Genomic DNA, 20,091 nt, shown 5'->3' with positions numbered 1-20,091 from the left:
TGCTGTTTTGTCCAAATTCCTTATCCTGGAGTCTCGCATGTCTGGACCGGACGCGATCCTGAGCGCTCTCGACTTCGAGGGCTGGTTCTTTTGCGAAAGTCGGCTGACCGCCCCCTGGGGGCTGGCTCTGCCCGGAGGGCGACTCGCGGCGGTCCATGCCGTGCTGGAAGGGCGCTGCCGGATTGACCTGCCCGGCAGTGGGGAGGCGCGTCATCTTCAAGCGGGCGATGTCGCGTTTCTGCCTCTTGATCCGCCTCATGCCTTGCGGTCCGGTCCGGATGTGAAAGCCATTCCGGTGGCCGATATTCCCGGCCTGGATCGGCGTGACCGACAGATGGTCCGCCTCAACCACGGCGGCGGCGGAGATCGTGTGACGCTCCTGACGGCCAGCTTCAGGACGACGGGGTCACTGGCGCCGGTCGCGCTATCCGGAATTGAACCGCTGATTGTCATTCCCGCCGGAAATCACGCCAGACTGGGCCTGCTGCTGGACCTGTGCCGGACCGAACATCATGGGCCGGGCTTCGGTCAATCGGCGGTCCTGCGCCGGCTGGGCGAAACCCTGTTCATCGTGATGCTGCAAATCCTCGCCGATGAAGCCTCGTCCGGGACCGGTTGGCTGTCCGCCATCAACGACCCCCGATTTGGGCGCGTCCTGGAAGCCGTTCATTCCCGCCCCGGTCACGCCTGGGATCTGAATCATCTGGCGGAAATCGCAGGCATGTCGAGATCAGCCTTTGCCCAGGGGTTTCGGCACCGGCTGGGGATGACACCCATGAACTATCTGACGATGCTGCGCATCGACAAGGCGGCCGCAAACCTTGCAAAGAATCGGCTGCCAATCTCCCGGATCGCCCGGCACTGCGGCTACAGCTCCGTGCCCTCTTTCACGCGCGCTTTTGTCAAGGCCCGCAATATGACGCCGTCGCAATTCAGGAACCAGGCGCAATCAGCACGGGATGAGTGACCGCAGTCGGCCGGATGATCGACCTTTTGCCTGGCGCCAAGGATGCATCTGGCGATTTTCGCGATGGCCGCGCCCGGGCGGGCGGCCGCGACCGGCATGGGCTTCGATGCGGAGGAGTTCGTGCTCAAGCTCAAGGACCAGAATGTGACGCCCCACATCGCCATCAATGGCGCGTCCTACATACTCGGTGACCCTCCGGATTGACTCAAGGGGAAGGGCGCCGAGGGTCATCCCGCTCTAAAGGGGCAATGTAGTCGATGAACCTGATGATATCTGTCGAGAGATTTCATCCCGCACAATCTGAGCATCGGCGGCGGCGGCCCGATCCGCCGCGTCTATATCTTTACGGCGAATCGCCTCGATAAGTGCATAGTGAAATGACAGCTGTTCGTTCGGTACCTGCTCTTCATGCAGTCTCACATAAAGCCGCATGATCCGTTGCCCCTGATCCAATATGCTTGTCAACCAATCAAGATAGTATCGATTGCCTCCGATGGCTGCGATTTCGAGATGAAACATCCGATTGCTCAAAATAACGCCACTTGGATCGCGCGCTGCAACAACTTCATCGTGCCGCTTCTGTATGCCTAACAGCCGATCTGCCGCAGCCGATCCGCCCCGCTGCGCGGCAAGCCGCGACGTGACGCGGAACAGAAGCGCCTGGGCATCAAAGTAAGCGGGAAGCATCTCGACATCCAGACGTGATACAACCGCGCCGCGGTTCTTCAAGAGTTGGGCCAGCCCCTCGGACGTGAGCCTGATGATCGCTTCGCGAACCGGAGAGCGTGAAAGGCCGAAAGTCCCGGCGATCTCTGCTTCATCCAGCACTTCGCCAGGCGCGCGGCGCAATTCAAGAATATCGTCGCGCAAGGCCGCATAGACCCTGTCGACATTCTCACCCCTTGGTTTTCGTCCGCCATCGTTAGACCCGTCTTCACCGATTTTGCTTGAGATATTCATGCCAGCATCATTCCGCCATCAGCAACAATAGGCTGGCCGGTGATGTAACCGGATACGGCGTCATCGCAAAGAGTCAATGCAAGCGCGGCCATTTCACCGTATTGGCCCTCCCGCCCGACCGGGACCATGGCAGCGGCTGCCTGAGATCGCTTGGCGAGATCGCTCTCCGACATCCTCTGCTTGCGGTCTGCCATGACGGACTCCAGAAATCCCGGGCAGAGTACATTAGCCCGGATTCCCTGACGGGCATGATCCAATGCTATGGCCCGCGCCAACTGAATGACGCCAGCTTTGGAAACGGCGTATGCTGCCTCGCGCGGAGTAGGTTTCAGGCCGGCGATGGAGCCTGTGAAAAGCAAGCAGCCAGACCGGCGGGAGATCATCGCCGGCAGAACGCCGCGTGCGAAAAGGAAGGCCGAAGTCAAGTTGACAGAAATGATCGACTGCCAATCCTCGAGGCTCGTGCCGGGCACGTCTGTGGCGGAGAGGGGATCAATTCCTGCTGTATGAATCAGAATGTCGACTGGCCCGGAAACCTCAAGGGTCTGCTCGACTATTGGATTCTCCGCTGCGTCGCCGCATACGATGCGAGCACTGGCAAACCGGATAGCCTGACGATCAAGCGCTTCTTTATCTCGATCTATCAGCACCAAGCGCGCTCCCTCCAAAGCGAAGCCTTCGGTTATGGCTGCACCGAGTCCTGATCCCGCTCCGACTATGACAACAGTTTTTCCTGCAAATCGCATTGGCCGCTTCCCAACTCAATGACGAATGATCTTGGACATGAATGCTCTCGTGCGGTCCTCGGTAGGGGTATCAAAGATCTGCTGTGGCGGACCGACCTCGACTACGCGGCCTGCGTCCATCATGACGACACGGTGTGCGGCTTCGCGAATGAAGCCCATCTCATGGCTGACGAGAAGCATGGTGATACCTTCGCCCGCAAGATCCCTGATCACATCCAAGACATCCCTGACCAGTTCCGGGTCAAGGGCTGCCGTCACTTCATCCAGGAGGATCAGGGCAGGCTTGAGCGCCAAGGCGCGAGCGATGGCCACCCGCTGTTGCTGACCTCCTGACAATTGATCGGGATAGGCGCTTTCCTTGCCCGACAGACCTACCCGGGAGAGAAGAGCACGGGCTTCAGCTTCGGCTTCGGCGCGTGCTCGGCCGCGCACTTTGATGGGTGTAACAATAATATTGTCGAGAACGGTCATGTTCTGAAAAAGATTATACTGCTGAAACACGATCGCTACATGGTCGCGCAGGGCGCGCAATGAATCTTTTTTTGCGTAATCTACGATCTTGCCCTCCAGAACGACCTGACCCGCCGATGGCGGCGCCAGCCCCACCAGAGCCCGCAGAAGCGTCGATTTTCCGGAACCGGATGGGCCAACCAGGCCCACAAGTTCTCCGCGTGCGACCTTGAGATCAATCCCGCTCAGGACGCGGGTCGCTCCATAACGGACATCAAGGCCTGAGATCTCAAGATGTGCCATCCGCTGCCCCATTCAGGTCTTGCACGTATTCCCGCACAACCAGTCGCTGGAAAGCGGAGGTATGCGCCAGTGTATCTGCTCGGGTCGGGCGATCCGGCCGTGAATAGACGGCGTTGTAGTCCGCTTCAGACTCGAACCACTGTTCGGCAATGCCATCCCACTCCGGATCGGCGGCAGGCTTTCCGGCCAACCCACTCTCGTCCTCTATCCGCACATCGATGACATAGCGCTTGAGGTAGGGCGACTGATCAGCGGCTATATCTTTGGCATGTACATTAAGCCACCAATCGGCAAACTCTGCCTGCGTCAGATGCGGAGCGCGTTTCAGAAACCACATTACCTTGATCATCGGACTCCTCCTTCGAGACGCCTGTCTGCCAATCGTGCCTCGAGCCATCGGCCAAACCGGGCGAGTGGCCAGGAAATGGCGAAGTATGCCAGGAGGACCGTCGCAAAGACGAGGAGAGGGTCGAGACCGCGATTGACCAGCGCCTTGCCCGCGAACATCAGTTCGAAAACGCCGGCCTGACTGGCCAGCGCGGTATCCTTCACGAACATGACCATATACGAGACTGCAGAGGGTAGAATGACCTTCCAGGCCTGAGGGAGGACAATCATCCAGGTGATACGCCAGCGCGGCATGTTCATGACTTCGGCTGTCTCGATCTGCGGCGTGGGCACGCTCTCCATCCCCGCACGGACGATTTCCGCCATATAGGCTGAGCACAGAAGACATATCGATATGACGGCCACCCAGAACAGCGGCGCCCGCGGCAAGACCATCTGAACAGTGTAAAGCACCAGGAACAGGGTTACCAGGAAGGGGATGCGACGAAAGAACTCCACAAAGACTGTTGCACACCAGCGCACCGGCGCCAGAAGCCTGCCCTTGCTGCTCCGGGCATAGGCAAGAACAAAACCGCCAATCAAACCTGTGACGCCTCCGATCAGTGTCAGCAACAATGTCATCTCCACACCGCGCAGCAGGAACTTCATGTTTCCAGCGGTGAAGAGGTTCGCCAGATCCTCCGCCATCAGATTATCCTTGTCTTCACCCGGAAGAAGATCCGGCCAGCAAGTGCCAGTGAAAGACTGGCCAAGATTGACAGGGCCACGTAAGTCAATGCAACGACTGTAAAAACCTCGATCGATCGAAAGTTTCGCGATGACACCTCGATCGCACGTCCGGTTAATTCATTCACACCCACCAGAGAAGCCATTGAAGTACCGAGCATTGTGAAGATAAAGAAGTTCGATAGTGCGGGATAGGTGGTCTTGATAACGTGCGGCGCAATCACGTAACGGAGAGTCTGTAACCTGCTCATCCCGAGAGTTTCAGCAGCATCCAGTTCGGCGCGATGAACCGACCGAATGCCCCCACGCTGGATTTCGGCCAGGTAGCCGGAAGAGATAGCTATGAAGGCGATGAGGGTGGCCGCGATTGGCGAGAGCAGAATGCCCCATTCGGGAAGTCCGTTGAACAGAAAGTATAGCACAACGAATAGCGGCGAATTGGTCGTCAGTGTCACCCAGAGTCCAGCCAGCTGCGATGCTATCGGCCCGCCTTTCAGCCGTGCCATGGCAATGAACAGGCCAAGGCCGGAGGCCAAGAAGAAGGTAACGAAGGTAATCCACAGCGTTGGCCAAGCGCCGGAGAGAATGTACGGAATATCCGCCGCTATCTGGCCAAACTGCAGGTTGTAGTTCATTGCTGACCTGGCTGAGGATCAGACCGGGCGCGTTTCCCGCGCCCAGCCAACTTCTAAATTCAAAATACCGGATCAAGCGGTACCGGCTTTGGGTTGGGAGCGCCGTACCATTTGGCCCAATATTCCTGCGTCTTTCCAGATTTGTGCATGTCGAAAATTGCGACATTTAAGAAGTTCTTGAGCCCTTCCTCGCCACGCGGAACGCCGATGGCGCACCATGCGGAATAGATCTCGGACTCGATAACTTTCCATTTCACATCCGGATACTGTTTCGTAAAGGCCATCATCGTATCGATGATGTCCACGATGGCGGTAGCGCGCCCTTGTGCCACAGCGCGGACTTGATCTGCCGGGGAGTCAAAGAGTTCTTGTTTGGCGTTCGGGAGTTCAGTCTTGACCATGTCTGTCGTCCAATAGCCGCGTCCGGACGCGAGCGTTTGTGACGGATCGTTGAGGTCGCGCCAAGTTTTGATTGCGTTGCCTTCCGTCGTCAGGACCAGTACCGATTCGGAGTGCAGCGGGATCGTGTAATCGACAAGCAACGCCCGCTCCGGCGTGCGGGTCAAGGCGCCAAGCGAAATGTCAATCTGGCCAGACTGCAGAAATGGAACGCGCTGCGCAGTTGTCAGCGGTACAATTTCCACTTTCACCTTCATGATATTAGCGATGTGGTTGGCTACTTCAATGTCGAAGCCTTCATATTGCCCGGCATTGTTCAGAGATGCCATCGGCGGCTGGTCGGCATAGGTGCCTACCCGCAGGACGCCACTGGCGATGATATCTTCCAGAGAGCGGGCGATGGCGGTTTGGGCCATCGCTCCAAACGCCAGCACGCTGGCGCAAACCAGTCCGAAAAGTCTTCTGTTCATGTCTTCCTCCTTTGGTTGGTTATGATCGCGCCGCTGTTGAGCCAGCGGTTCTTTTCTAAACAGCTAGAAACCCACCATCGACACGCACGGTCGAGCCGGTGATGTGCGATGCGAGAGGGGATGCGAGAAACACGCATGCCGCCGCGACCTCTTCCGGCCGGGCCATGCGCCTGAGCGGGGTTCGTGCAACAAGTTTGGCCGTAACGGATGGGTCTCCGTTGCCCATCTCGGTGTCAACATCTCCGGGCGCGACCGAATTGGCGCGGATTTGCAGAGGGGCCAGCTCATCTGCAAGCGACAAGGTGAGGGCCGCCAGTCCAGCCTTCGACACGGTATAGGCAGAAGCGCGCTCAGCAGCGGTCTCTGCCCGGACGGAGGTGACGTTCACGACAACCCCACCGGTCAAGTTGGGCACCAGAGCCCGTGTCAGGAGATATGGAGCTGTGAGGTTTATTGAGAGTGCGCGATCCCACTCGTTCTCGGCTTCGGTATCGGTCAGGGCCATTCGCCGGAATACACCGGCGCAATTGATCAAGGCTGCGATTGGACCCTTGACCTGTTCCGCTGCACGCATCAGGGCGGGCCTGTCTGCCAGATCGCATCCGATCCACCCTGACTGATTTGGCGGAACCGCTTCCGGTCGATCAATCTGCACGAGGCGCGCGCCGCATTCCGCAAATGCTGCTGCGATGGCGCGGCCAATTCCCCCGGCAGCGCCTGTTATGATGACTTGGTCGTTCAGGAAAAGATCGTTGGAAAAACCTTGCAGAGGGGTCATGGTCTGGCCCTCTCTTCAAGCTGCTCATGGCACGCATTGAGAGCCGCGACATAACCGAACGTCATTGCCTGGCCAATAGTCAGTCCGGCCGCGGGATAGGTTCCTCCGGTCACGGGAGCGGCTGCACTTCCTGCTGCCCAAAGTCCCGGTACCGCACTTCCATTCTCGTCCAGAGCGCGCGCGCTTGAATCAACCCTTAGGCCGACGAAGCTACCGATGTCCCCCGGCACAAGACGGATGGCATAGTAGGGTGCTTTTTCAAGCGGGCCCAATGTCGGATTGGGGGAGTGGCTGGCGTCGCCATTGCCGCGATCATAAGCGCTTTCTCCGCGCCCAAAATCTTTGTCTTTGCCTGCTCTGGCAAAGCCGTTGAACCTTGCGATGCTGTCCTGAACCACCTCAGGAGGCAGGTTCATCGCTTTGGCGAGATCGGCTGGCGTCCGGCCCGTTCTTAGATATCCCGCTCTCAAATATGGGCCCAGGCGTACCGGAAAAGGCCCGATCGGACCAAGGCCGTAGCGGCGCAGAGCCCGGTGATCCGTGATGATCCAGCAATGAGCGCCTTCCGGGTGCGCGCCGGTTGCCGTGATCATTGCTGGAACGAAGTCGTGATAAATCTGCGCCTCGTTGGCAAACCTCCTGCCGTCGGGGCCAAGGCAGATAACTCCGGGCTTGGCGCGGTCCCCGAAATGTGGCCAGGGACCCGACCTGTCAATTGACGATGGCACGACCGAGGCCGGCGCCCAGAGCACGGGCTGCGATACATCTCTCACAAGGTGCGCCCCGGTTTCCGCTACAAGTTCATCCAGGGGCCTGATGTCAGCTTCAGCCGGAATGGCCACATGCCTATGGGAACCGACCAGCTTTGCTCGTGACGCGTGGCTGGCGTTGAAACCTCCCGAAGCCAGGATAACGCCCTTCTGAGCGTGGATTTCACCCAAGCGGCCAGCGACGCCTGCAACCCGACCCCTTTTCATCAAAAGCCGTTCAACGGGCCACTCGGTCAAGATCGTGCCGCCTTGCAGCCGAATTCCCTCCGCCAACTGCGCCACGATAACATTGCCATTCGCAAGGCGGGCGCCGCGGGGCCAGCCGGCCAGCCGCTCGGCCGCGTAACGCAGCGCTTGGCTGCTAACCCGCGCAAAAGCAGCCGGACTGCGGCCAAAGTTCAGGTAGTCGCTGGTATCTTGCGAGGCGATTGACAGGCCTTTCAGCACCATCATTGTACCGAGTGGGTGACGTATCCTTCCGAAGAGCTTCCTGTCCATCCGCCTCATCGATGCCGGAAGCGGGTTCAGGGCCCGCCGGCCAAGCGTCGCTCCCGCCGCTTCGGGATTGTAGTCCCGCGAGAGCCTGTTGAGCGCGAAGCGAAGCCCCGCAGCCTTTTCGGCGAAGGCCAAGGCCCTTGGCGCCATTCGAATGTAGGTCCGAGCGCGCTCCTGATCGAAGAAGTTACCCGATGTGGCGCGCAGATATGTCAGTGCGGCATCCTCTTCTGCCTCAACCGATGGGGCATCTTCGAGATTGCGGGCGTCTGGGTTGTTTGGCACCCAGATCATCCCTTCCGAGAGGGCGGTTGCCCCGCCGATCAGAGCATCTGCCTCTACCACCACCACGCGCATTCCTTGATCCAGCGCTGCCAGGGCAGCCGTCAGTCCGGCAGCGCCAGAACCCACAACAATAAGATCGAAGTTGTCTGGGAAAGGTATGCCCATGCCGTGGAAAATGAACACTGCACACTCATTGCCGTCAACAAGTATTTTTGTTGTCGACTATCTCAAAGCACTCAACCCGGGTTTGTGGTGTCAGCAAAGGTTCGAGGCATGAATTCCGCCTCGCCGACCGTCTTTTCTGTTGAGTGGTTAGGATCAAGGTTTCTGGCGCATGCTGGGATCAGTGGGTCCAGGCACGGCCAAACTGATGATTTTAGGCCACCATTTCGATGGTACGGCCGATAGCTTGACCTGGGACGCAGCCGTCACCGTGAGAACGCGTCTGTGACAATGTCAGAAAACAGGCAGCCCGGAATCGGGCTTGAGCTCCTCCATGACGATCTTGCTTTCCACGCGGGCGACAGCGTGGTGCGGCAGCAGCCGGTGCTGGATCAGCTCGTTCAGGGCGCTCAAGTCGGCGCACCAGACGCGCAGCAGATAATCCGCGGGGCCCGTCAGGGTCCAGCACCCGGTCGCCTCGCGCATGGTTGCCACCAGGCTGGCAAAACTGCGGGCGGCCTCGGGGCTGTGGGCGGCCATTTCGATCTGAACAAAGGCCTGGACGCCCAGCCCCAGCTTCGAGGGAGCGAGCTTGGCCGCATAGCCGAGGATATGTCCCTCGTCCTCCAGTCGCTGCCGGCGGCGGGCGACCTGGCTGGCGGAAAGCCCGAGAATCCCAGCCAGTTCCTGAGCGGTAACTGCGGAGTCTTTTTGAAGCTCCGAGAGGAGTTTCCGATCGGCTGCATCCAGCATGCAGGAATTATGCATCCAAACCGAAGATCATGCAATATGGGCGCGAAAATAAGGTCATTACCTCTCATTTTGCGCACCGATAGTGCTTTGCTCATGGAATTCTTTGTCTTGCTCAGCAAGGGGAGGAACGAACCATGGGCCCATTTCCACACGAGGCACTGCGCGCCACGATCTCGGATGAGAACCCTGCCGGTACAGACGGTTTTGAATTCGTCGAGTTCGCTCATGCCAACCCGCAGGAGCTGCGGGATCTCTTCGCCCGCATGGGATTTTCGCTTGTAGCCCGCCACAAGACCGGGGCGATCGAACTCTGGCAGCAGGGTGACATCACCTATGTGCTGAATGACGAGCCGGGCTCCCATGCCCGCGGCTTCCTCAAGGAGCATGGCCCCTGCGCGCCCTCCATGGCTTGGCGCGTCGTCGACGCCGCTCATGCCTACAAGCATGCCGTGGCGAAGGGAGCCCAGCCCTATGACGGACCGGGCAAGGCGCTCGACCTGCCCGCCATCGTCGGCATCGGCGGTTCGCTTCTTTATTTCACCGACCGCTATGGCGATGGCGCCTCTCCCTACGACGCCGAATTTGACTTCGTCGCTCCGGCCAAGCCGGCGGGTGTCGGCTTCCGCTATCTCGATCACCTCACCCACAATGTCCACAAGGGCAACATGGATACGTGGTTCAGTTTCTACGGTGATCTCTTCAACTTCAAGCAGATCCGCTTCTTTGACATCGAGGGCAAGTACACAGGTCTTCTTTCCCGCGCGCTGACCAGCCCCTGTGGCCGCATCCGAATTCCGATCAATGAAGACCGTGGCGAGACTGGTCAGATTGTTGAGTATCTCGGGCGCTATAACGGCGAGGGCATCCAGCATATCGCTGTTGGCAGCGACGACATCTACAGCTCGGCCGACGCAATTGCCGCGCGCGGTCTCAGGTTCATGCCCAAGCCGCCCAAGTCCTACTATGACCTATCGAGGGAGCGCGTTGCGGGACATGAGGAGCCGATCGAGGAACTCGCCAAGCACGGTATCCTGATCGACGGTGAAGGTGTTGTGGACGGCGGCGAGACCAAGATCCTGCTGCAAATCTTTTCCAAGACCGTGATTGGCCCGATTTTCTTCGAGTTCATCCAGCGCAAGGGTGACAATGGCTTCGGCGAAGGCAACTTCCGTGCACTCTTTGAGTCGATCGAGCGCGATCAGATCGAGCGCGGAGTCATCAAGGCAGCGTAAGCACATTTACTCCGCATCTGGCTGGCGGGCCGGGTGAGCCTCAATGAACGCGTCGAGCTTCTCACAGGATTGCTCGGCGCGTCTTGTCCTGGCGAGCCCGTCGTAAGGAACATTGAAACGCTTCGCATTGAAGAGTTGCGGGATGAGAAAGCAATCCGCAAGGGTCGGGGCAGGACCGAAGCAGAATTCATCGCCTGGCAGGAGAGCTTCCACCGCATCTAGGCCACCGCTCAGCATCCAGTGGCCGATCCAGGCATCGACGGATTCCTTCGGCTGGCAGAGCTGACCCTTCAGGTAGTTGAGGACCCGGAGGTTGTTCAGCGGGTGAATTTCGCAGCCGATAGCCAGCGCCACCGCCCGTACCCTTGCCGCAAGCACCGGATCTTCCGGTATGAGGCGGGGGCAGGGGAAGGTGGCATCGAGGTATTCGATGATCGCCAGCGACTGGGTCAACAGCGTACCGTCATCCAGTTCCAGAACCGGTACAAGCGCCTGTGGGTTCCGCAGCAGGTGAATTGGCAACTTCTGCTGCCCGCCTTCCTTTAGCAGATGTACGGGCACATGCTCGACGGAAACCCCCTTCAGATTGAGCGCAATGCGTACCCGGTAGGCGGCTGAGGACCGGAAGTAGCCATAGAGCCTCACTCGCCTCCTCCATCCGAATCCAGAAGGACAGTTTCCAGTGCCGCCAGTCCCTTGAGAAGGGCGCGGGCATCGGCATCGGAAATCGACGCCATGAGCTTCCGCTCAAAGTCGAGCACGAGGGGCAGCAACTGCCGGAACATCCGGCGGCCCTCGCTCGTCAGCGCCAAGGTGAAGCTTCGCTTGTCCGCCGGCGAAACCTTCCGCGCGATGAGGCCACGATTCTCCAGTTCCTGCACGGCCCGGCTGACTGTCGACTTGTGGCTGTAGGTGATGCGGGCAATATCCTGGGCCGTCATGTCGCCTCGCGAGGCGAGGTTCGCAAGGATCCGCCACTGCGGAATATCGAGGTTGAAGCGGGTCGCGTAGATCACCGAAAGCCGCTCGGAGACCGTCTGGGCAAGGACATTCAGCCGGAAAGGCAGAAAATTTTCGAGTGCGAAATCATTCATCATGGGACCAGCCTGACAGAACGCAGTTGCACCCGCAACTGGTCGAATTGGCTGGCCGTGAAGATGTGGAATCATCCACGGGACCGTCTGCCACTTCAACTAGGTGGATGCTGTCTTTGGGTCGCGGGCGATCCTCAGTGCCTCCGAGATCACCGAGTCATCCCCGATGTGATTCATGAGCAGGAGGATGAGACGGGCGTTGAGGGCGTGGCTCTCTTGTTCGCTCAGGCCTTCATGCGTGGCAATGAGGCGCGCATAGGTCTCATCCGGCCTGGCGAGATTTGGCTTCGTGATGAGCATGTTCAACTCCTGCCAATGGCACGCGCGAGCGCAGCCGTGACGGCGTCTTCATTGTAGTGTTCTCAGCGCGCTGCGACGTGCTGATCGGGCCTTATGAGGTAGACGGCACTGCGGGCGGAGCCGAGGTATCGGTCTCGAAGCGCGTCCGTCGCGTTAAGCTTGAGCGTTCGGACGGTCAGGCCGTGGGCGCTCAGAGCCTCGGGCTCGTCCGTCTCGATCGCCATCAATGTGAAGTCACGCCCAAGAGCATTCAGGAGCCAGCCGTTTGGCAAGGGAGCGTCAGCACAGGGGCTTCCCGGGCGGCTGCGTGGCGGCATTCCGTACACGCCGGGCCCGTTCAGAGCCGAACCGTCATAGGTGCAGGGGAGCGACAGCCGACCGGAGTTTACAACGGTGCGGGCGAAGGGGACGGTCTCAGCAAGCTGCAAGACGGAATTCCGGAACAGCTTCGAAACGGCGCTCTTGGGCGTGATGAAGTCGGTGGCGCGCGTGGAGTTCAGGTTGTTCTCGTCGGCGCCGTGGTTTCGCTCCTGGTCGTAGCTGTCGAGCAGGCTCTCGGGCGCCGTTCCTGCAAGGACAAGTGCCAGCTTCCACGCAAGGTTATCGGCGTCCTGTATCCCAGAGTTTGCGCCGCGGGCGCCGAATGGCGAAAACTGATGCGCGGCATCGCCCGCGAACAGCACGGGGCCGTGCCTGAACTCTTCCATGCGCCTGCACTGGAAGGTGTAGATCGAGCACCAGTCGAGCTCATAATGCACATTGGGACCCAGCATGGCATCGACACGAGCCCTGATGCGCGCGGGTTCCAGTTCCTTCGCGCGGTCGATGTTCCAGCCGAGCTGGAAGTCGATCCGCCAGATGTCATCCGGCTGCTTGTGCAGGAGGGCGCTGTCGCCCGACTTGAATTGCGGCTCGAACCAGAACCATCGTTCCGTCGGGAAGTCCGACCTCATCTTCACGTCGGCAATGAGGAAGTTGTCCTCGAAGACGCGGCCTTCGAAACCCAGGCCCAGCATGTTGCGGATCGGCGACCGGGCACTATCGCATGTGATCAGCCAGTCGGCCTCCAGCTTGTAGGGGCCGTCCGGGGTCATGATGTCGAGGGCGACATGGTCCGATGCAGGCGTCACGCCGTCGACCCGGTTCTTGCCGCGGATTTCAATCCACGCACCCTGCGTCTGGGCGTCTTCGATGGCGTCGTGCAGAAAGTGTTCGAACCATGGCTGCTGGAGATTGATGAAGGCGGGGAGGGCATGGCCGCCTTCGGGCAGGAGATTAAACTCGTACAGCATGCGGTCGTCATGAAAGACCTTGCCGACGTTCCACTGGACGCCCTTTTGCAGCATGGGCTGCACGGCGCCGAGGCGGTCGCAGATTTCGAGCGTGCGCTTGGCAAAGCACAGGGCGCGGCTTCCGAGGCCCGGCCCCTCATGGTCGTCGAGCACGACGACTGGAACCCCGCGCCGGCCGAGGTCGAGGGCCGTTGCGAGGCCCACCGGCCCGCCACCCGCGATGACGACCTTGCGGCGCACGGGCGACGTGGCGTCCTGGTCCGGCGACCGGGTGTAGGGATAAAGCCGGAACGCCAGCGTGCAGCGGTCCGGAACCAGTTCGTTCATGATGCCCTCCCTTGCAAGCCTGTCAGCCCTGCAGCGCCGCCCACATGTCGATGTCGCGCTGTGCCGTCCAGATGCGCGGATGATGGATGCCGCGGGCTTCGTCATAGGCCCGCGAGACGTTGAAGGGCAGGCAGTGCTCGTAGATCGCGTAGTCCTTGAACTTGGGGTCACACTCCGCGCGCATCGCATCCCAGGCTTCCATGAGCGATCCGCCCCGGGCCGCCACGCGGGCGACAGGCCGGTAGGTCGAGTCCACGAAATCCTTGGTGCGATCCAGGGCGCCGTTGACCGCAGCACGTCCGACGACGGCATCGCCGCGACCGGGAGCAATGGCGGCGAGGTCATAGGCGCGCACCGCTTCAAGCGTGTTGCCCCAGTCGGCGAAATGACCATCGCCGCAATAGCAAGCCGAGTGGGCCTCGACGATGTCGCCGGTGAACATCACGTTCTGGTCCGGCACGTGGATGACCGCGTCGCCTGCCGTGTGGGCGCGGCCGAGCTGCATGATGTTGACGCGGCGCTTGCCGAGCCACACCGACATCTTGCCGTTGAACGTCGTGGTGGGCCATGTCAGGCCGGGAATGCTCTCGTGTACCTGGAACAACCGCGGGAAGCGCTGGAACTCGCTGTCCCAGTCCTCCTGACCGCGCTCGGCGACCATTTTGCGGGCGGCCTCCGACATGATGATCTGCTGGGCCTTGAAGGCGGAGGCGCCAAGCACACGGACGGCATGGTAATGCGTGAGAACGACGTGGGTGATCGGCTTGTCGGTGACGCTGCGGATGCAGTCGATCACCTTCTAGGCGAGCCGCGGCGTTGCCTGTGCTTCGACGACCATAACGCTGTCATCACCGATGATGACGCCCGAGTTCGGGTCACCTTCGGCCGTGAAGGCGTAGAGCCCCTTGTCGATTTCAGTGAAGCTAATCGTCTTTTCCGTCAGGTCGCCCTGCGATGCAAATGCCTTTGCCAAGTCACGTCCTCCCATATGGGTCGGCCAGTGCGGGAATGACCTTGCCCGCACAGTCGCCAAACCCGATCCTGTATCCCTCGCCCTGCGCATGCCCGCGAAGTGTGAGTGTGTCGTTGTCTTCGATAAAGCTGCGGGTTCCGCCCGCAATTTCGAACGGCTCCTTGCCGCCCCATGAAAGTTCCAGCAGGCTTCCCCGGCTGTCCTTGGTCGGGCCGGAGATTGTGCCTGAGCCCAGCAGATCGCCGGTGTTCATGGCGCAGCCGGACGTCGTGTGGTGCACCAGCTGCTGGGCGGCAGAGTAATACATTTCCCGGTAGTTGGTGCGGCTGATGATGGTCTCGCGGCCACCCTCCGGCGTAAGGCCGACTTCGAGTGCGATGTCGTAGAGGAGCGGGCCATGCTCCTGCAGGTGCGGCAGCAGTGGCACTTCGCGCTGGGGCGTGGAGACCCGGAACGGCTCGAGAGCGGCCTTCATGACAATCCAGGGCGAGATCGTGGTCGCCGTGGCCTTGGCCTGGAAGGGGCCGAGCGGCTGGTATTCCCAGGCCTGGATGTCGCGCGCCGACCAGTCATTCAGCAGGACGTAGCCGAAGATCATGTCGTCAGCCTCGGCCACCGTGACCGGCTGTCCGTTGGTGGACGGAAGTGCCACGACGGCTCCCATCTCCAGTTCGATGTCGAAGCGGCGGGACGGTACCAAGCTTGGCATGGCGTCGTCCGGCCCCTTGACTTGGCCCCAGGGCCGCCGCACCGGCGTGCCGGAGACCACAACCGAGGAGGCACGCCCATTGTAGCCAATGGGAATGTGCAGCCAATTTGGAGGAAGGGCATTCTCCGGACCGCGGAACATCGTGCCCACGTTGAAGGCGTGGTGACGTCCCGCATAGAAGTCCGTGTATTCGGACACTCGGAACGGCATCTCGAGTTGGACCGCTGACAGGGCGTGGAGGTGCGGCTCAACAGCACTGCGTTCCGCGCTGCCCTCCGCGAGGAGCGCCATCAGCCGCTGACGCATGGCGGACCAGACCGCTGGCCCTGCAGCCATCAGCTTGTTCCAGGAGGGCTCGCCGAAAAGCGGCGCAGCCTGAAGGGTGAGGAGCCCTGCACGCTCGAGCGCCGAGACGTCGAGGACGAAGTCGCCAATCGCGACGCCGCAATGTGCTCCGTGCCCCGCCGAGAAAACGCCGCAGGGCAGGTTGTTGAGCGGGAAGGGGTGATCGGGCCTGTTGGCTGTCTCGACCCAGCTGCGGATGAGGCTCATGTGCTTGGCAGACCCTACTTCTTGACGCCAGGTGTTCCGTCGAACTTTTTGTCGAGGCTGTTCCAGCAGTCGATGTAGCCGTCCTGCAGCGGCGCGTTCTTGGCAGCCCATTCGGTGAGGTGCTGCGGGAAGCGCGTCTCGAACATGAAGGACATTGTCTCGTCGAGCTTCTCGGGCTTCAGATTGGCATTGGAGGCGCCTTCAAATGCATTCCGGTCGGGTCCATGTGGAAGCATGCAGTTGTGAAGGCTCATGCCGCCGGGAACAAAGCCCTTGGGTTTCGCGTCGTAGATGCCATAGATGTTGCCCATCAGCTCCGACATCACATTCTTGTGGTACCAGGGCGGACGGAAGCTGTTCTCGGCCACCAACCAGCGCTCCCTGAACAGAACGAAGTCGATGTTCGCCGTGCCCTCGAGGCCCGAGGGCGCGGTCAGAACCGTAAAGATCGAGGGATCCGGGTGGTCGAAGAGGATCGCGCCCACCGGGCTGTAGGTCCGGAGGTCATATTTGTAGGGCGCGTAATTACCGTGCCATGCCACGACATCGAGAGGGCTATGGCCGATGGGCGTCGCATGAAACTGGCCGCACCACTTGATGATGACGCGTGATGGCGCCTCGCGATCTTCGAAGGCCGCCACAGGCGTCTTGAAGTCACGCGGATTGGCCAGGCAATTGGCGCCGATGGGCCCGCGGTTGGGAAGGGTGAAGGGCACGCCATAGTTCTCGCAGACGAAGCCCCGGCACGGTCCCTCCAGGACTTCGACGCGGTAGAGGAGACCGCGCGGCAGGACTGCGATCTCCTTCGGCTCGACATCGATGATGCCAAGTTCTGTGCAGAAGCGCAGCTTTCCCTCCTGCGGCACGACCAGAAGTTCACCATCGGCCGAGAAGAAGTACTCGTCCCTCATGGACTGCGTGACGAGATAGATGTGGGAGGCCATGCCGGCCTGGGTGTTGACGTCGCCCGCCGTGGTGACGGTGCGCATGCCGGTGACCCAAGTCAGGCCGTCCTCGCCGTGCGGTACCGGGTCCCAGCGATACTGGCCGAGGCTCAGCACGTCAGGCAGGACATGCGGCGCCGACTTCCAGTGCTGCACGTCGATCTTCTGGAACCGCGTGGTATGCTTCACGCTCGGGCGGATGCGATAGCACCAGGTGCGCTCCGGGTGGGGCTTGGTGAAGGCTGATCCCGAGAGCTGCTCGGCGTAGAGGCCATAATTGCACTTCTGCGGGCTATTCTGACCTTGGGGTAAAGCGCCTGGGAGCGCCTCGGTTTCGAAGTCATTGGCAAAACCAGACATATAGCCATCAACGATACCCGCGCTTGACGTGGCTCGGACCATGCTGTCCTGAGGTTTATGAGCATTCATCGACGATCCTGTCGTTCGGAAACGCTTATATAATAGTTGCATCTGCAACAAAGACAAGCCGACGTTGATCCGAGGCTAAGAAAAATCGCAATCACTTTATGAAGACGTCTAATTGTCAGGATTCGCGTCAACGGACATCCGTGAGTTTCCGCTTAGTCCGAAAGATCATGGTTTAGGCGCTGCCAAAACGACAGCTTCCCATGTCAGTTCGCCAGATATCCACCGTCGACTGCTATACTGCATCCCGTCACATAGTTCGAGAGATCGGATGCAAGCTCGAGCAAAGAAAGCTTCCGGCGTGCTATCTTCTGGTCCGTGGTCACGTTGTTCTTCGTCGAGGTTCAGGGTTGAAGTCGCAACTCCATCCTAAACCCACATCGGAGCGGCATGGCCACACCGGTCCGGGCGCGCTTGACTCTTGCGGTCCGCGCGCCCTACCGGCGGGCCAGACTGTCAGGCGAATACCATCTCGGCTCAGATTGATCTCGATGGCCTTGAGGACTTCGACTTCGACTTCGACTTCGACATCGCCCGCCTCGGCGAGCGCCACCAGTTTTGCGAGCTTCGCCCAAAACCGCGCATGTGTTGGCTTCGAGAAATCCGGCGCTGCCGGAAGCGCACCCGATTGCGCCTGCTCGATGATCGCCTTGCGCTTGCCGGGCTTTGGGCTGGTCGGCGACGTTGCCTGCTCGGGCTCCGTGATCTGGATCGGCGCTTGGTCGTCGCCGGCGGGCGCAATTGCCCGCCAGCCGAAGCGGCCATCGGGCGTCTTGAACACTTCGAACTCGCCGGGCTTCAACCCGGTGCGCTGCGCGCCTCGCTGGGCGTTGAGCTTCTTGTCGTAGGTCGTGGCTTCCGCGGTCATGGTCGTGCTCCTCCAGGATGGGGCTCAGTTCGAAGTGACGAGCGCCGAGCGGCCTTCGGCGGTGACGCCGTAAATCAAGGGCAGGCGCTTGCCGAATGGGCTGGGGTTCTCGGCAACGAGGCGCATCGCCTCGATCCGTGCCTCCCCAAGGGTCGGCGCACTGGCCCGGGCGTGGCGTCCGGTTCCAAGGAACAGGGCGACGTCAAAGCGAACGGCCCGTGCGAGAATTGCAGCGTTGGCGGCATCGGCGGGGTGAATTTTGCGGCGGCTTTTCGCTGTCGCGGACCTTCGGTTCATGAGCGATCTCCGTCGGTTACGGGACCGCAGACGGCATCGAGAAAAAGCCAGGAGCAACAGCTTAATGACTGATTTAACTGGCATGAGTGAGCTTGGCGAAGCCAGCTCTTCAACAATGCAGGCGCTATTATACCCAAATCATTGTTTTGGATATAATGCTCTTGTCGGCAACACCAAACAGGCGCATTATGCTCAAAATCGAGATTTGGGTATAATCTCAAGTGAAGCCACTCAGCCTCGCCCATCAGACGATGTTCTCGGATTTAATCCAGCGCTGCCTGGACGCCGAGTTCGATGAGACGTTTCCCGAGAATGGCTCATTCGCCAGGGTGAAAGGCGCAAACGGCCAACTGTTTTGGTACTATAAGGGCTACAACCGCGGTGCGGAGAACGCCGGCAGCAAGCGCTTCTCGAAATATGTTGGCCCGGTTGCCGACCCGGACGTTACGGCGCGGGTGGAGCGCTTCCAGAGGGTCAAGGCCAATTATCGCGAACGCCGTTCACTCGTCACATCCCTGACGGCGGCAGGATTACCCTCTCCTCCTGCGATCGTTGGCGACATCGTCGACGTCCTCTGGCGCGCTGGCCCGTTTCGCCTGCATGGCGTTCTGGTCGGCACCGCCGCCTTCCAGACCTATGCGGGGCTGCTGGGCGTGCGATTGCCAAGCGCCCCGCTCATGACGGGCGATGTCGACTTCGCCCAGTTCCATTCCATTTCCGTTTCGGTGAACGATTCAATTCCGCCCGTGCTCGAAGCCTTGCGGCAGGTGGACGCGACATTCCGCGAAATCCCGAACCTCGTAAATCCGAGGGCGGCAACCGGCTTCAGCAATGCAGCGGGCTTCAAGGTCGAATTCCTCACGCCCAACCGAAGCAAGGACGATTTTGCCGGGGAACCGGCGCCGATGCCGGCGCTTGGCGGCGCCTCCGCGCAACCCCTTCGCTATCTTGATTTTCTGATCCATCAGCCGGTCCGTTCGGTGCTGCTGCACAAGGGCGGCGTTGCGGTGCTGGTTCCATCACCGGAGCGGTTCGCGGTCCACAAGCTGATCGTATCCGAGTTGCGCCGTGCTGACCGCGACAGCGCCAGCAAGGCCCGCAAGGATATGGAACAGGCGTCTGTAATGATCGAAGCGCTGGCGGACAGCCCATCCAGGCTTGATCTCGGCCTCGCCTACATCGAAGCGCGCGACCGCGGGCTGAAGTGGCGCGAGGCGCTGGAGGGAGCAAGACGAAAGCTCTCGAATCCGTCATTGGAAAGTGAGCTGGAGGCAGCGATTCTCGAAGCGGGAGCGCGGGATGCTCCGCATTGATCCGTTTTCATACCATTGAGCCATCCTCCTGGGTTCCTGCCACGCAGCGGAGCAACTCATAAGCCGCTCTATCGCTCATCGTTTTTGATCAGGAGCGCAGTCCATGGGTGTGTCGCGAAGGGCCTGCGCGCGCCCCCGATTTCGCCAAGGCGAAATCGGTCTTTGCTTGCGGATTGTGGTGTGAGCCCCGCAAACTGATCCAAAAATGAGTAGAGTCCGACGGCCTCAAAAAGGGGAGTTGGACGATGAAGAAGAGCCGGTTTACCGAGGAGCAGATCATCGCGATCCTGCGGGAGCAGGAACAGGGGTTGGCGACGGCGGAGGTCTGCCGCCGTCATGGCATCAGCAGCGCTGCATTCTTCAAGTGGAAGGCCAGGTTTGGCGGCATGGATGTCTCCGACGCCCGCCGCCTCAAGGTCCTCGAGGATGAGAACGCCAAGCTGAAGAAGCTGTTGGCCGAAGCCATGCTCGACGTAGCCATGTTGAAAGATCTCAATGGAAAAAATTCTGACGCCCG

General features: G+C 60.3%; 23 protein-coding genes and 1 pseudogene. 5 read left to right on the top strand and 19 right to left on the bottom strand.

Annotated features, from left to right (window positions below; translation table 11 throughout):
* Positions 1 to 37: 37 nt before the first annotated feature.
* On the top strand, positions 38 to 967 hold the full coding sequence (locus IOC82_RS03470) for an AraC family transcriptional regulator (RefSeq protein ID WP_290544790.1): 930 nt from the start codon (positions 38 to 40) through the stop codon (positions 965 to 967).
* Positions 968 to 1,009: 42 nt separating this feature from the next.
* Positions 1,010 to 1,171, top strand: a complete 162-nt coding sequence (locus IOC82_RS03465; protein WP_290544789.1) for a hypothetical protein — start codon at positions 1,010 to 1,012, stop codon at positions 1,169 to 1,171.
* Positions 1,172 to 1,204: 33 nt separating this feature from the next.
* Here the strand turns inward: IOC82_RS03465 and IOC82_RS03460 are convergent, their stop codons facing one another.
* The 10 genes from IOC82_RS03460 to IOC82_RS03415 form a co-directional block, all read right to left on the bottom strand.
* Positions 1,205 to 1,927: a GntR family transcriptional regulator gene (locus IOC82_RS03460; protein ID WP_290544788.1), complete on the bottom strand. Its 723-nt coding sequence runs from the start codon at positions 1,925 to 1,927 to the stop codon at positions 1,205 to 1,207.
* Positions 1,924 to 2,673, bottom strand: a complete 750-nt coding sequence (locus IOC82_RS03455; RefSeq protein ID WP_290544787.1) for an SDR family NAD(P)-dependent oxidoreductase — start codon at positions 2,671 to 2,673, stop codon at positions 1,924 to 1,926. The genes IOC82_RS03460 and IOC82_RS03455 overlap by 4 nt, the downstream gene beginning before the upstream one ends.
* A 15-nt stretch (positions 2,674 to 2,688) precedes the next feature.
* Complete coding sequence (locus IOC82_RS03450) at positions 2,689 to 3,426, bottom strand: amino acid ABC transporter ATP-binding protein (protein WP_290544786.1); 738 nt, start codon at positions 3,424 to 3,426, stop codon at positions 2,689 to 2,691.
* Complete coding sequence (locus tag IOC82_RS03445; protein WP_290544785.1) at positions 3,413 to 3,775, bottom strand: EthD domain-containing protein; 363 nt, start codon at positions 3,773 to 3,775, stop codon at positions 3,413 to 3,415. The genes IOC82_RS03450 and IOC82_RS03445 overlap by 14 nt, the downstream gene beginning before the upstream one ends.
* Positions 3,772 to 4,461 (bottom strand): amino acid ABC transporter permease, encoded by a 690-nt coding sequence (locus IOC82_RS03440; RefSeq protein WP_290544784.1) that lies wholly within the window; start codon positions 4,459 to 4,461, stop codon positions 3,772 to 3,774. Before IOC82_RS03440 ends, IOC82_RS03445 begins: the two co-directional genes overlap by 4 nt.
* Positions 4,461 to 5,135 (bottom strand): amino acid ABC transporter permease, encoded by a 675-nt coding sequence (locus tag IOC82_RS03435; protein ID WP_290544783.1) that lies wholly within the window; start codon positions 5,133 to 5,135, stop codon positions 4,461 to 4,463. Before IOC82_RS03435 ends, IOC82_RS03440 begins: the two co-directional genes overlap by 1 nt.
* A gap of 59 nt (positions 5,136 to 5,194) precedes the next feature.
* Positions 5,195 to 6,004 carry a transporter substrate-binding domain-containing protein gene (locus IOC82_RS03430; RefSeq protein ID WP_290544782.1) on the bottom strand — a complete coding sequence of 270 codons (810 nt, stop codon included), beginning with the start codon at positions 6,002 to 6,004 and terminating at the stop codon, positions 5,195 to 5,197.
* A gap of 55 nt (positions 6,005 to 6,059) precedes the next feature.
* Positions 6,060 to 6,782, bottom strand: coding sequence for an SDR family NAD(P)-dependent oxidoreductase (locus IOC82_RS03425; protein WP_290544781.1), 723 nt, complete (start codon positions 6,780 to 6,782; stop codon positions 6,060 to 6,062).
* The gene (locus IOC82_RS03420; RefSeq protein WP_290544780.1) at positions 6,779 to 8,515 is read right to left on the bottom strand and encodes an FAD-dependent oxidoreductase; all 1,737 of its coding nucleotides are present in this window, start codon (positions 8,513 to 8,515) and stop codon (positions 6,779 to 6,781) included. Before IOC82_RS03420 ends, IOC82_RS03425 begins: the two co-directional genes overlap by 4 nt.
* A 273-nt stretch (positions 8,516 to 8,788) precedes the next feature.
* Complete coding sequence (locus tag IOC82_RS03415; protein ID WP_290544779.1) at positions 8,789 to 9,247, bottom strand: Lrp/AsnC family transcriptional regulator; 459 nt, start codon at positions 9,245 to 9,247, stop codon at positions 8,789 to 8,791.
* Between the two features lie 134 nt (positions 9,248 to 9,381).
* Between IOC82_RS03415 and hppD the strand changes: the two genes are divergently transcribed.
* The gene (gene hppD, locus IOC82_RS03410) at positions 9,382 to 10,479 is read left to right on the top strand and encodes a 4-hydroxyphenylpyruvate dioxygenase (protein WP_290544778.1); all 1,098 of its coding nucleotides are present in this window, start codon (positions 9,382 to 9,384) and stop codon (positions 10,477 to 10,479) included.
* A gap of 6 nt (positions 10,480 to 10,485) precedes the next feature.
* Here hppD and maiA read toward each other — a convergent pair whose 3' ends face one another.
* The 9 genes and pseudogenes from maiA to IOC82_RS03365 all read right to left on the bottom strand — a co-directional run bounded on the left by maiA (position 10,486) and on the right by IOC82_RS03365 (position 18,261).
* Positions 10,486 to 11,124 (bottom strand): maleylacetoacetate isomerase, encoded by a 639-nt coding sequence (gene maiA / locus IOC82_RS03405; protein ID WP_290544777.1) that lies wholly within the window; start codon positions 11,122 to 11,124, stop codon positions 10,486 to 10,488.
* Positions 11,121 to 11,672 (bottom strand): MarR family winged helix-turn-helix transcriptional regulator, encoded by a 552-nt coding sequence (locus IOC82_RS03400; protein ID WP_290544776.1) that lies wholly within the window; start codon positions 11,670 to 11,672, stop codon positions 11,121 to 11,123. Before IOC82_RS03400 ends, maiA begins: the two co-directional genes overlap by 4 nt.
* Positions 11,673 to 11,873 carry a DUF2783 domain-containing protein gene (locus IOC82_RS03395; protein WP_290544775.1) on the bottom strand — a complete coding sequence of 67 codons (201 nt, stop codon included), beginning with the start codon at positions 11,871 to 11,873 and terminating at the stop codon, positions 11,673 to 11,675.
* 62 nt (positions 11,874 to 11,935) lie between these two features.
* Positions 11,936 to 13,492 (bottom strand): FAD-dependent oxidoreductase, encoded by a 1,557-nt coding sequence (locus IOC82_RS03390; protein WP_290544774.1) that lies wholly within the window; start codon positions 13,490 to 13,492, stop codon positions 11,936 to 11,938.
* Between the two features lie 22 nt (positions 13,493 to 13,514).
* A pseudogene (locus tag IOC82_RS03385) lies at positions 13,515 to 14,465 on the bottom strand (MBL fold metallo-hydrolase).
* A gap of 1 nt (position 14,466) precedes the next feature.
* Positions 14,467 to 15,726, bottom strand: coding sequence for a fumarylacetoacetase (gene fahA / locus IOC82_RS03380; RefSeq protein WP_290544773.1), 1,260 nt, complete (start codon positions 15,724 to 15,726; stop codon positions 14,467 to 14,469).
* A gap of 14 nt (positions 15,727 to 15,740) precedes the next feature.
* Complete coding sequence (hmgA, locus tag IOC82_RS03375; RefSeq protein WP_290544772.1) at positions 15,741 to 17,072, bottom strand: homogentisate 1,2-dioxygenase; 1,332 nt, start codon at positions 17,070 to 17,072, stop codon at positions 15,741 to 15,743.
* A 346-nt stretch (positions 17,073 to 17,418) separates the two neighbouring features.
* Complete coding sequence (locus IOC82_RS03370) at positions 17,419 to 17,964, bottom strand: hypothetical protein (RefSeq protein ID WP_290544771.1); 546 nt, start codon at positions 17,962 to 17,964, stop codon at positions 17,419 to 17,421.
* A gap of 24 nt (positions 17,965 to 17,988) precedes the next feature.
* Positions 17,989 to 18,261, bottom strand: coding sequence for a hypothetical protein (locus IOC82_RS03365; RefSeq protein ID WP_290544770.1), 273 nt, complete (start codon positions 18,259 to 18,261; stop codon positions 17,989 to 17,991).
* Positions 18,262 to 18,482: 221 nt separating this feature from the next.
* On the opposite strand from IOC82_RS03365, the gene IOC82_RS03360 reads away from it, so the two are divergent.
* Together IOC82_RS03360 and IOC82_RS03355 are read left to right on the top strand one after the other, a co-directional pair.
* Positions 18,483 to 19,574, top strand: coding sequence for a GSU2403 family nucleotidyltransferase fold protein (locus IOC82_RS03360; RefSeq protein ID WP_290544769.1), 1,092 nt, complete (start codon positions 18,483 to 18,485; stop codon positions 19,572 to 19,574).
* Positions 19,575 to 19,819: 245 nt separating this feature from the next.
* Positions 19,820 to 20,091: transposase (locus IOC82_RS03355; RefSeq protein ID WP_290544768.1), on the top strand; the 272-nt coding region annotated here is incomplete at its 3' end.

The organism is Aestuariivirga sp. (assembly GCF_020252395.1).
Classification (GTDB): Bacteria; Pseudomonadota; Alphaproteobacteria; order Rhizobiales; family Aestuariivirgaceae; genus Aestuariivirga.
This window is presented reverse-complemented; position numbering and strand designations above follow the sequence as displayed.

Coding starts and splice junctions, on each gene's coding strand:
- IOC82_RS03370 (WP_290544771.1), bottom strand. CDS start 17,964: ATGACCGCGGAAGCCACGACCTACGACAAGAAGCTCAACGCCCAGCGA.
- IOC82_RS03390 (WP_290544774.1), bottom strand. CDS start 13,492: ATGAACGAACTGGTTCCGGACCGCTGCACGCTGGCGTTCCGGCTTTAT.
- hmgA (WP_290544772.1), bottom strand. CDS start 17,072: ATGGTCCGAGCCACGTCAAGCGCGGGTATCGTTGATGGCTATATGTCT.
- IOC82_RS03430 (WP_290544782.1), bottom strand. CDS start 6,004: ATGAACAGAAGACTTTTCGGACTGGTTTGCGCCAGCGTGCTGGCGTTT.
- fahA (WP_290544773.1), bottom strand. CDS start 15,726: ATGAGCCTCATCCGCAGCTGGGTCGAGACAGCCAACAGGCCCGATCAC.
- IOC82_RS03435 (WP_290544783.1), bottom strand. CDS start 5,135: ATGAACTACAACCTGCAGTTTGGCCAGATAGCGGCGGATATTCCGTAC.
- IOC82_RS03425 (WP_290544781.1), bottom strand. CDS start 6,782: ATGACCCCTCTGCAAGGTTTTTCCAACGATCTTTTCCTGAACGACCAA.
- IOC82_RS03450 (WP_290544786.1), bottom strand. CDS start 3,426: ATGGCACATCTTGAGATCTCAGGCCTTGATGTCCGTTATGGAGCGACC.
- IOC82_RS03455 (WP_290544787.1), bottom strand. CDS start 2,673: ATGCGATTTGCAGGAAAAACTGTTGTCATAGTCGGAGCGGGATCAGGA.
- IOC82_RS03440 (WP_290544784.1), bottom strand. CDS start 4,461: ATGGCGGAGGATCTGGCGAACCTCTTCACCGCTGGAAACATGAAGTTC.
- IOC82_RS03460 (WP_290544788.1), bottom strand. CDS start 1,927: ATGAATATCTCAAGCAAAATCGGTGAAGACGGGTCTAACGATGGCGGA.
- IOC82_RS03465 (WP_290544789.1), top strand. CDS start 1,010: ATGCATCTGGCGATTTTCGCGATGGCCGCGCCCGGGCGGGCGGCCGCG.
- hppD (WP_290544778.1), top strand. CDS start 9,382: ATGGGCCCATTTCCACACGAGGCACTGCGCGCCACGATCTCGGATGAG.
- IOC82_RS03395 (WP_290544775.1), bottom strand. CDS start 11,873: ATGCTCATCACGAAGCCAAATCTCGCCAGGCCGGATGAGACCTATGCG.
- IOC82_RS03445 (WP_290544785.1), bottom strand. CDS start 3,775: ATGATCAAGGTAATGTGGTTTCTGAAACGCGCTCCGCATCTGACGCAG.
- IOC82_RS03415 (WP_290544779.1), bottom strand. CDS start 9,247: ATGCTGGATGCAGCCGATCGGAAACTCCTCTCGGAGCTTCAAAAAGAC.
- IOC82_RS03365 (WP_290544770.1), bottom strand. CDS start 18,261: ATGAACCGAAGGTCCGCGACAGCGAAAAGCCGCCGCAAAATTCACCCC.
- IOC82_RS03470 (WP_290544790.1), top strand. CDS start 38: ATGTCTGGACCGGACGCGATCCTGAGCGCTCTCGACTTCGAGGGCTGG.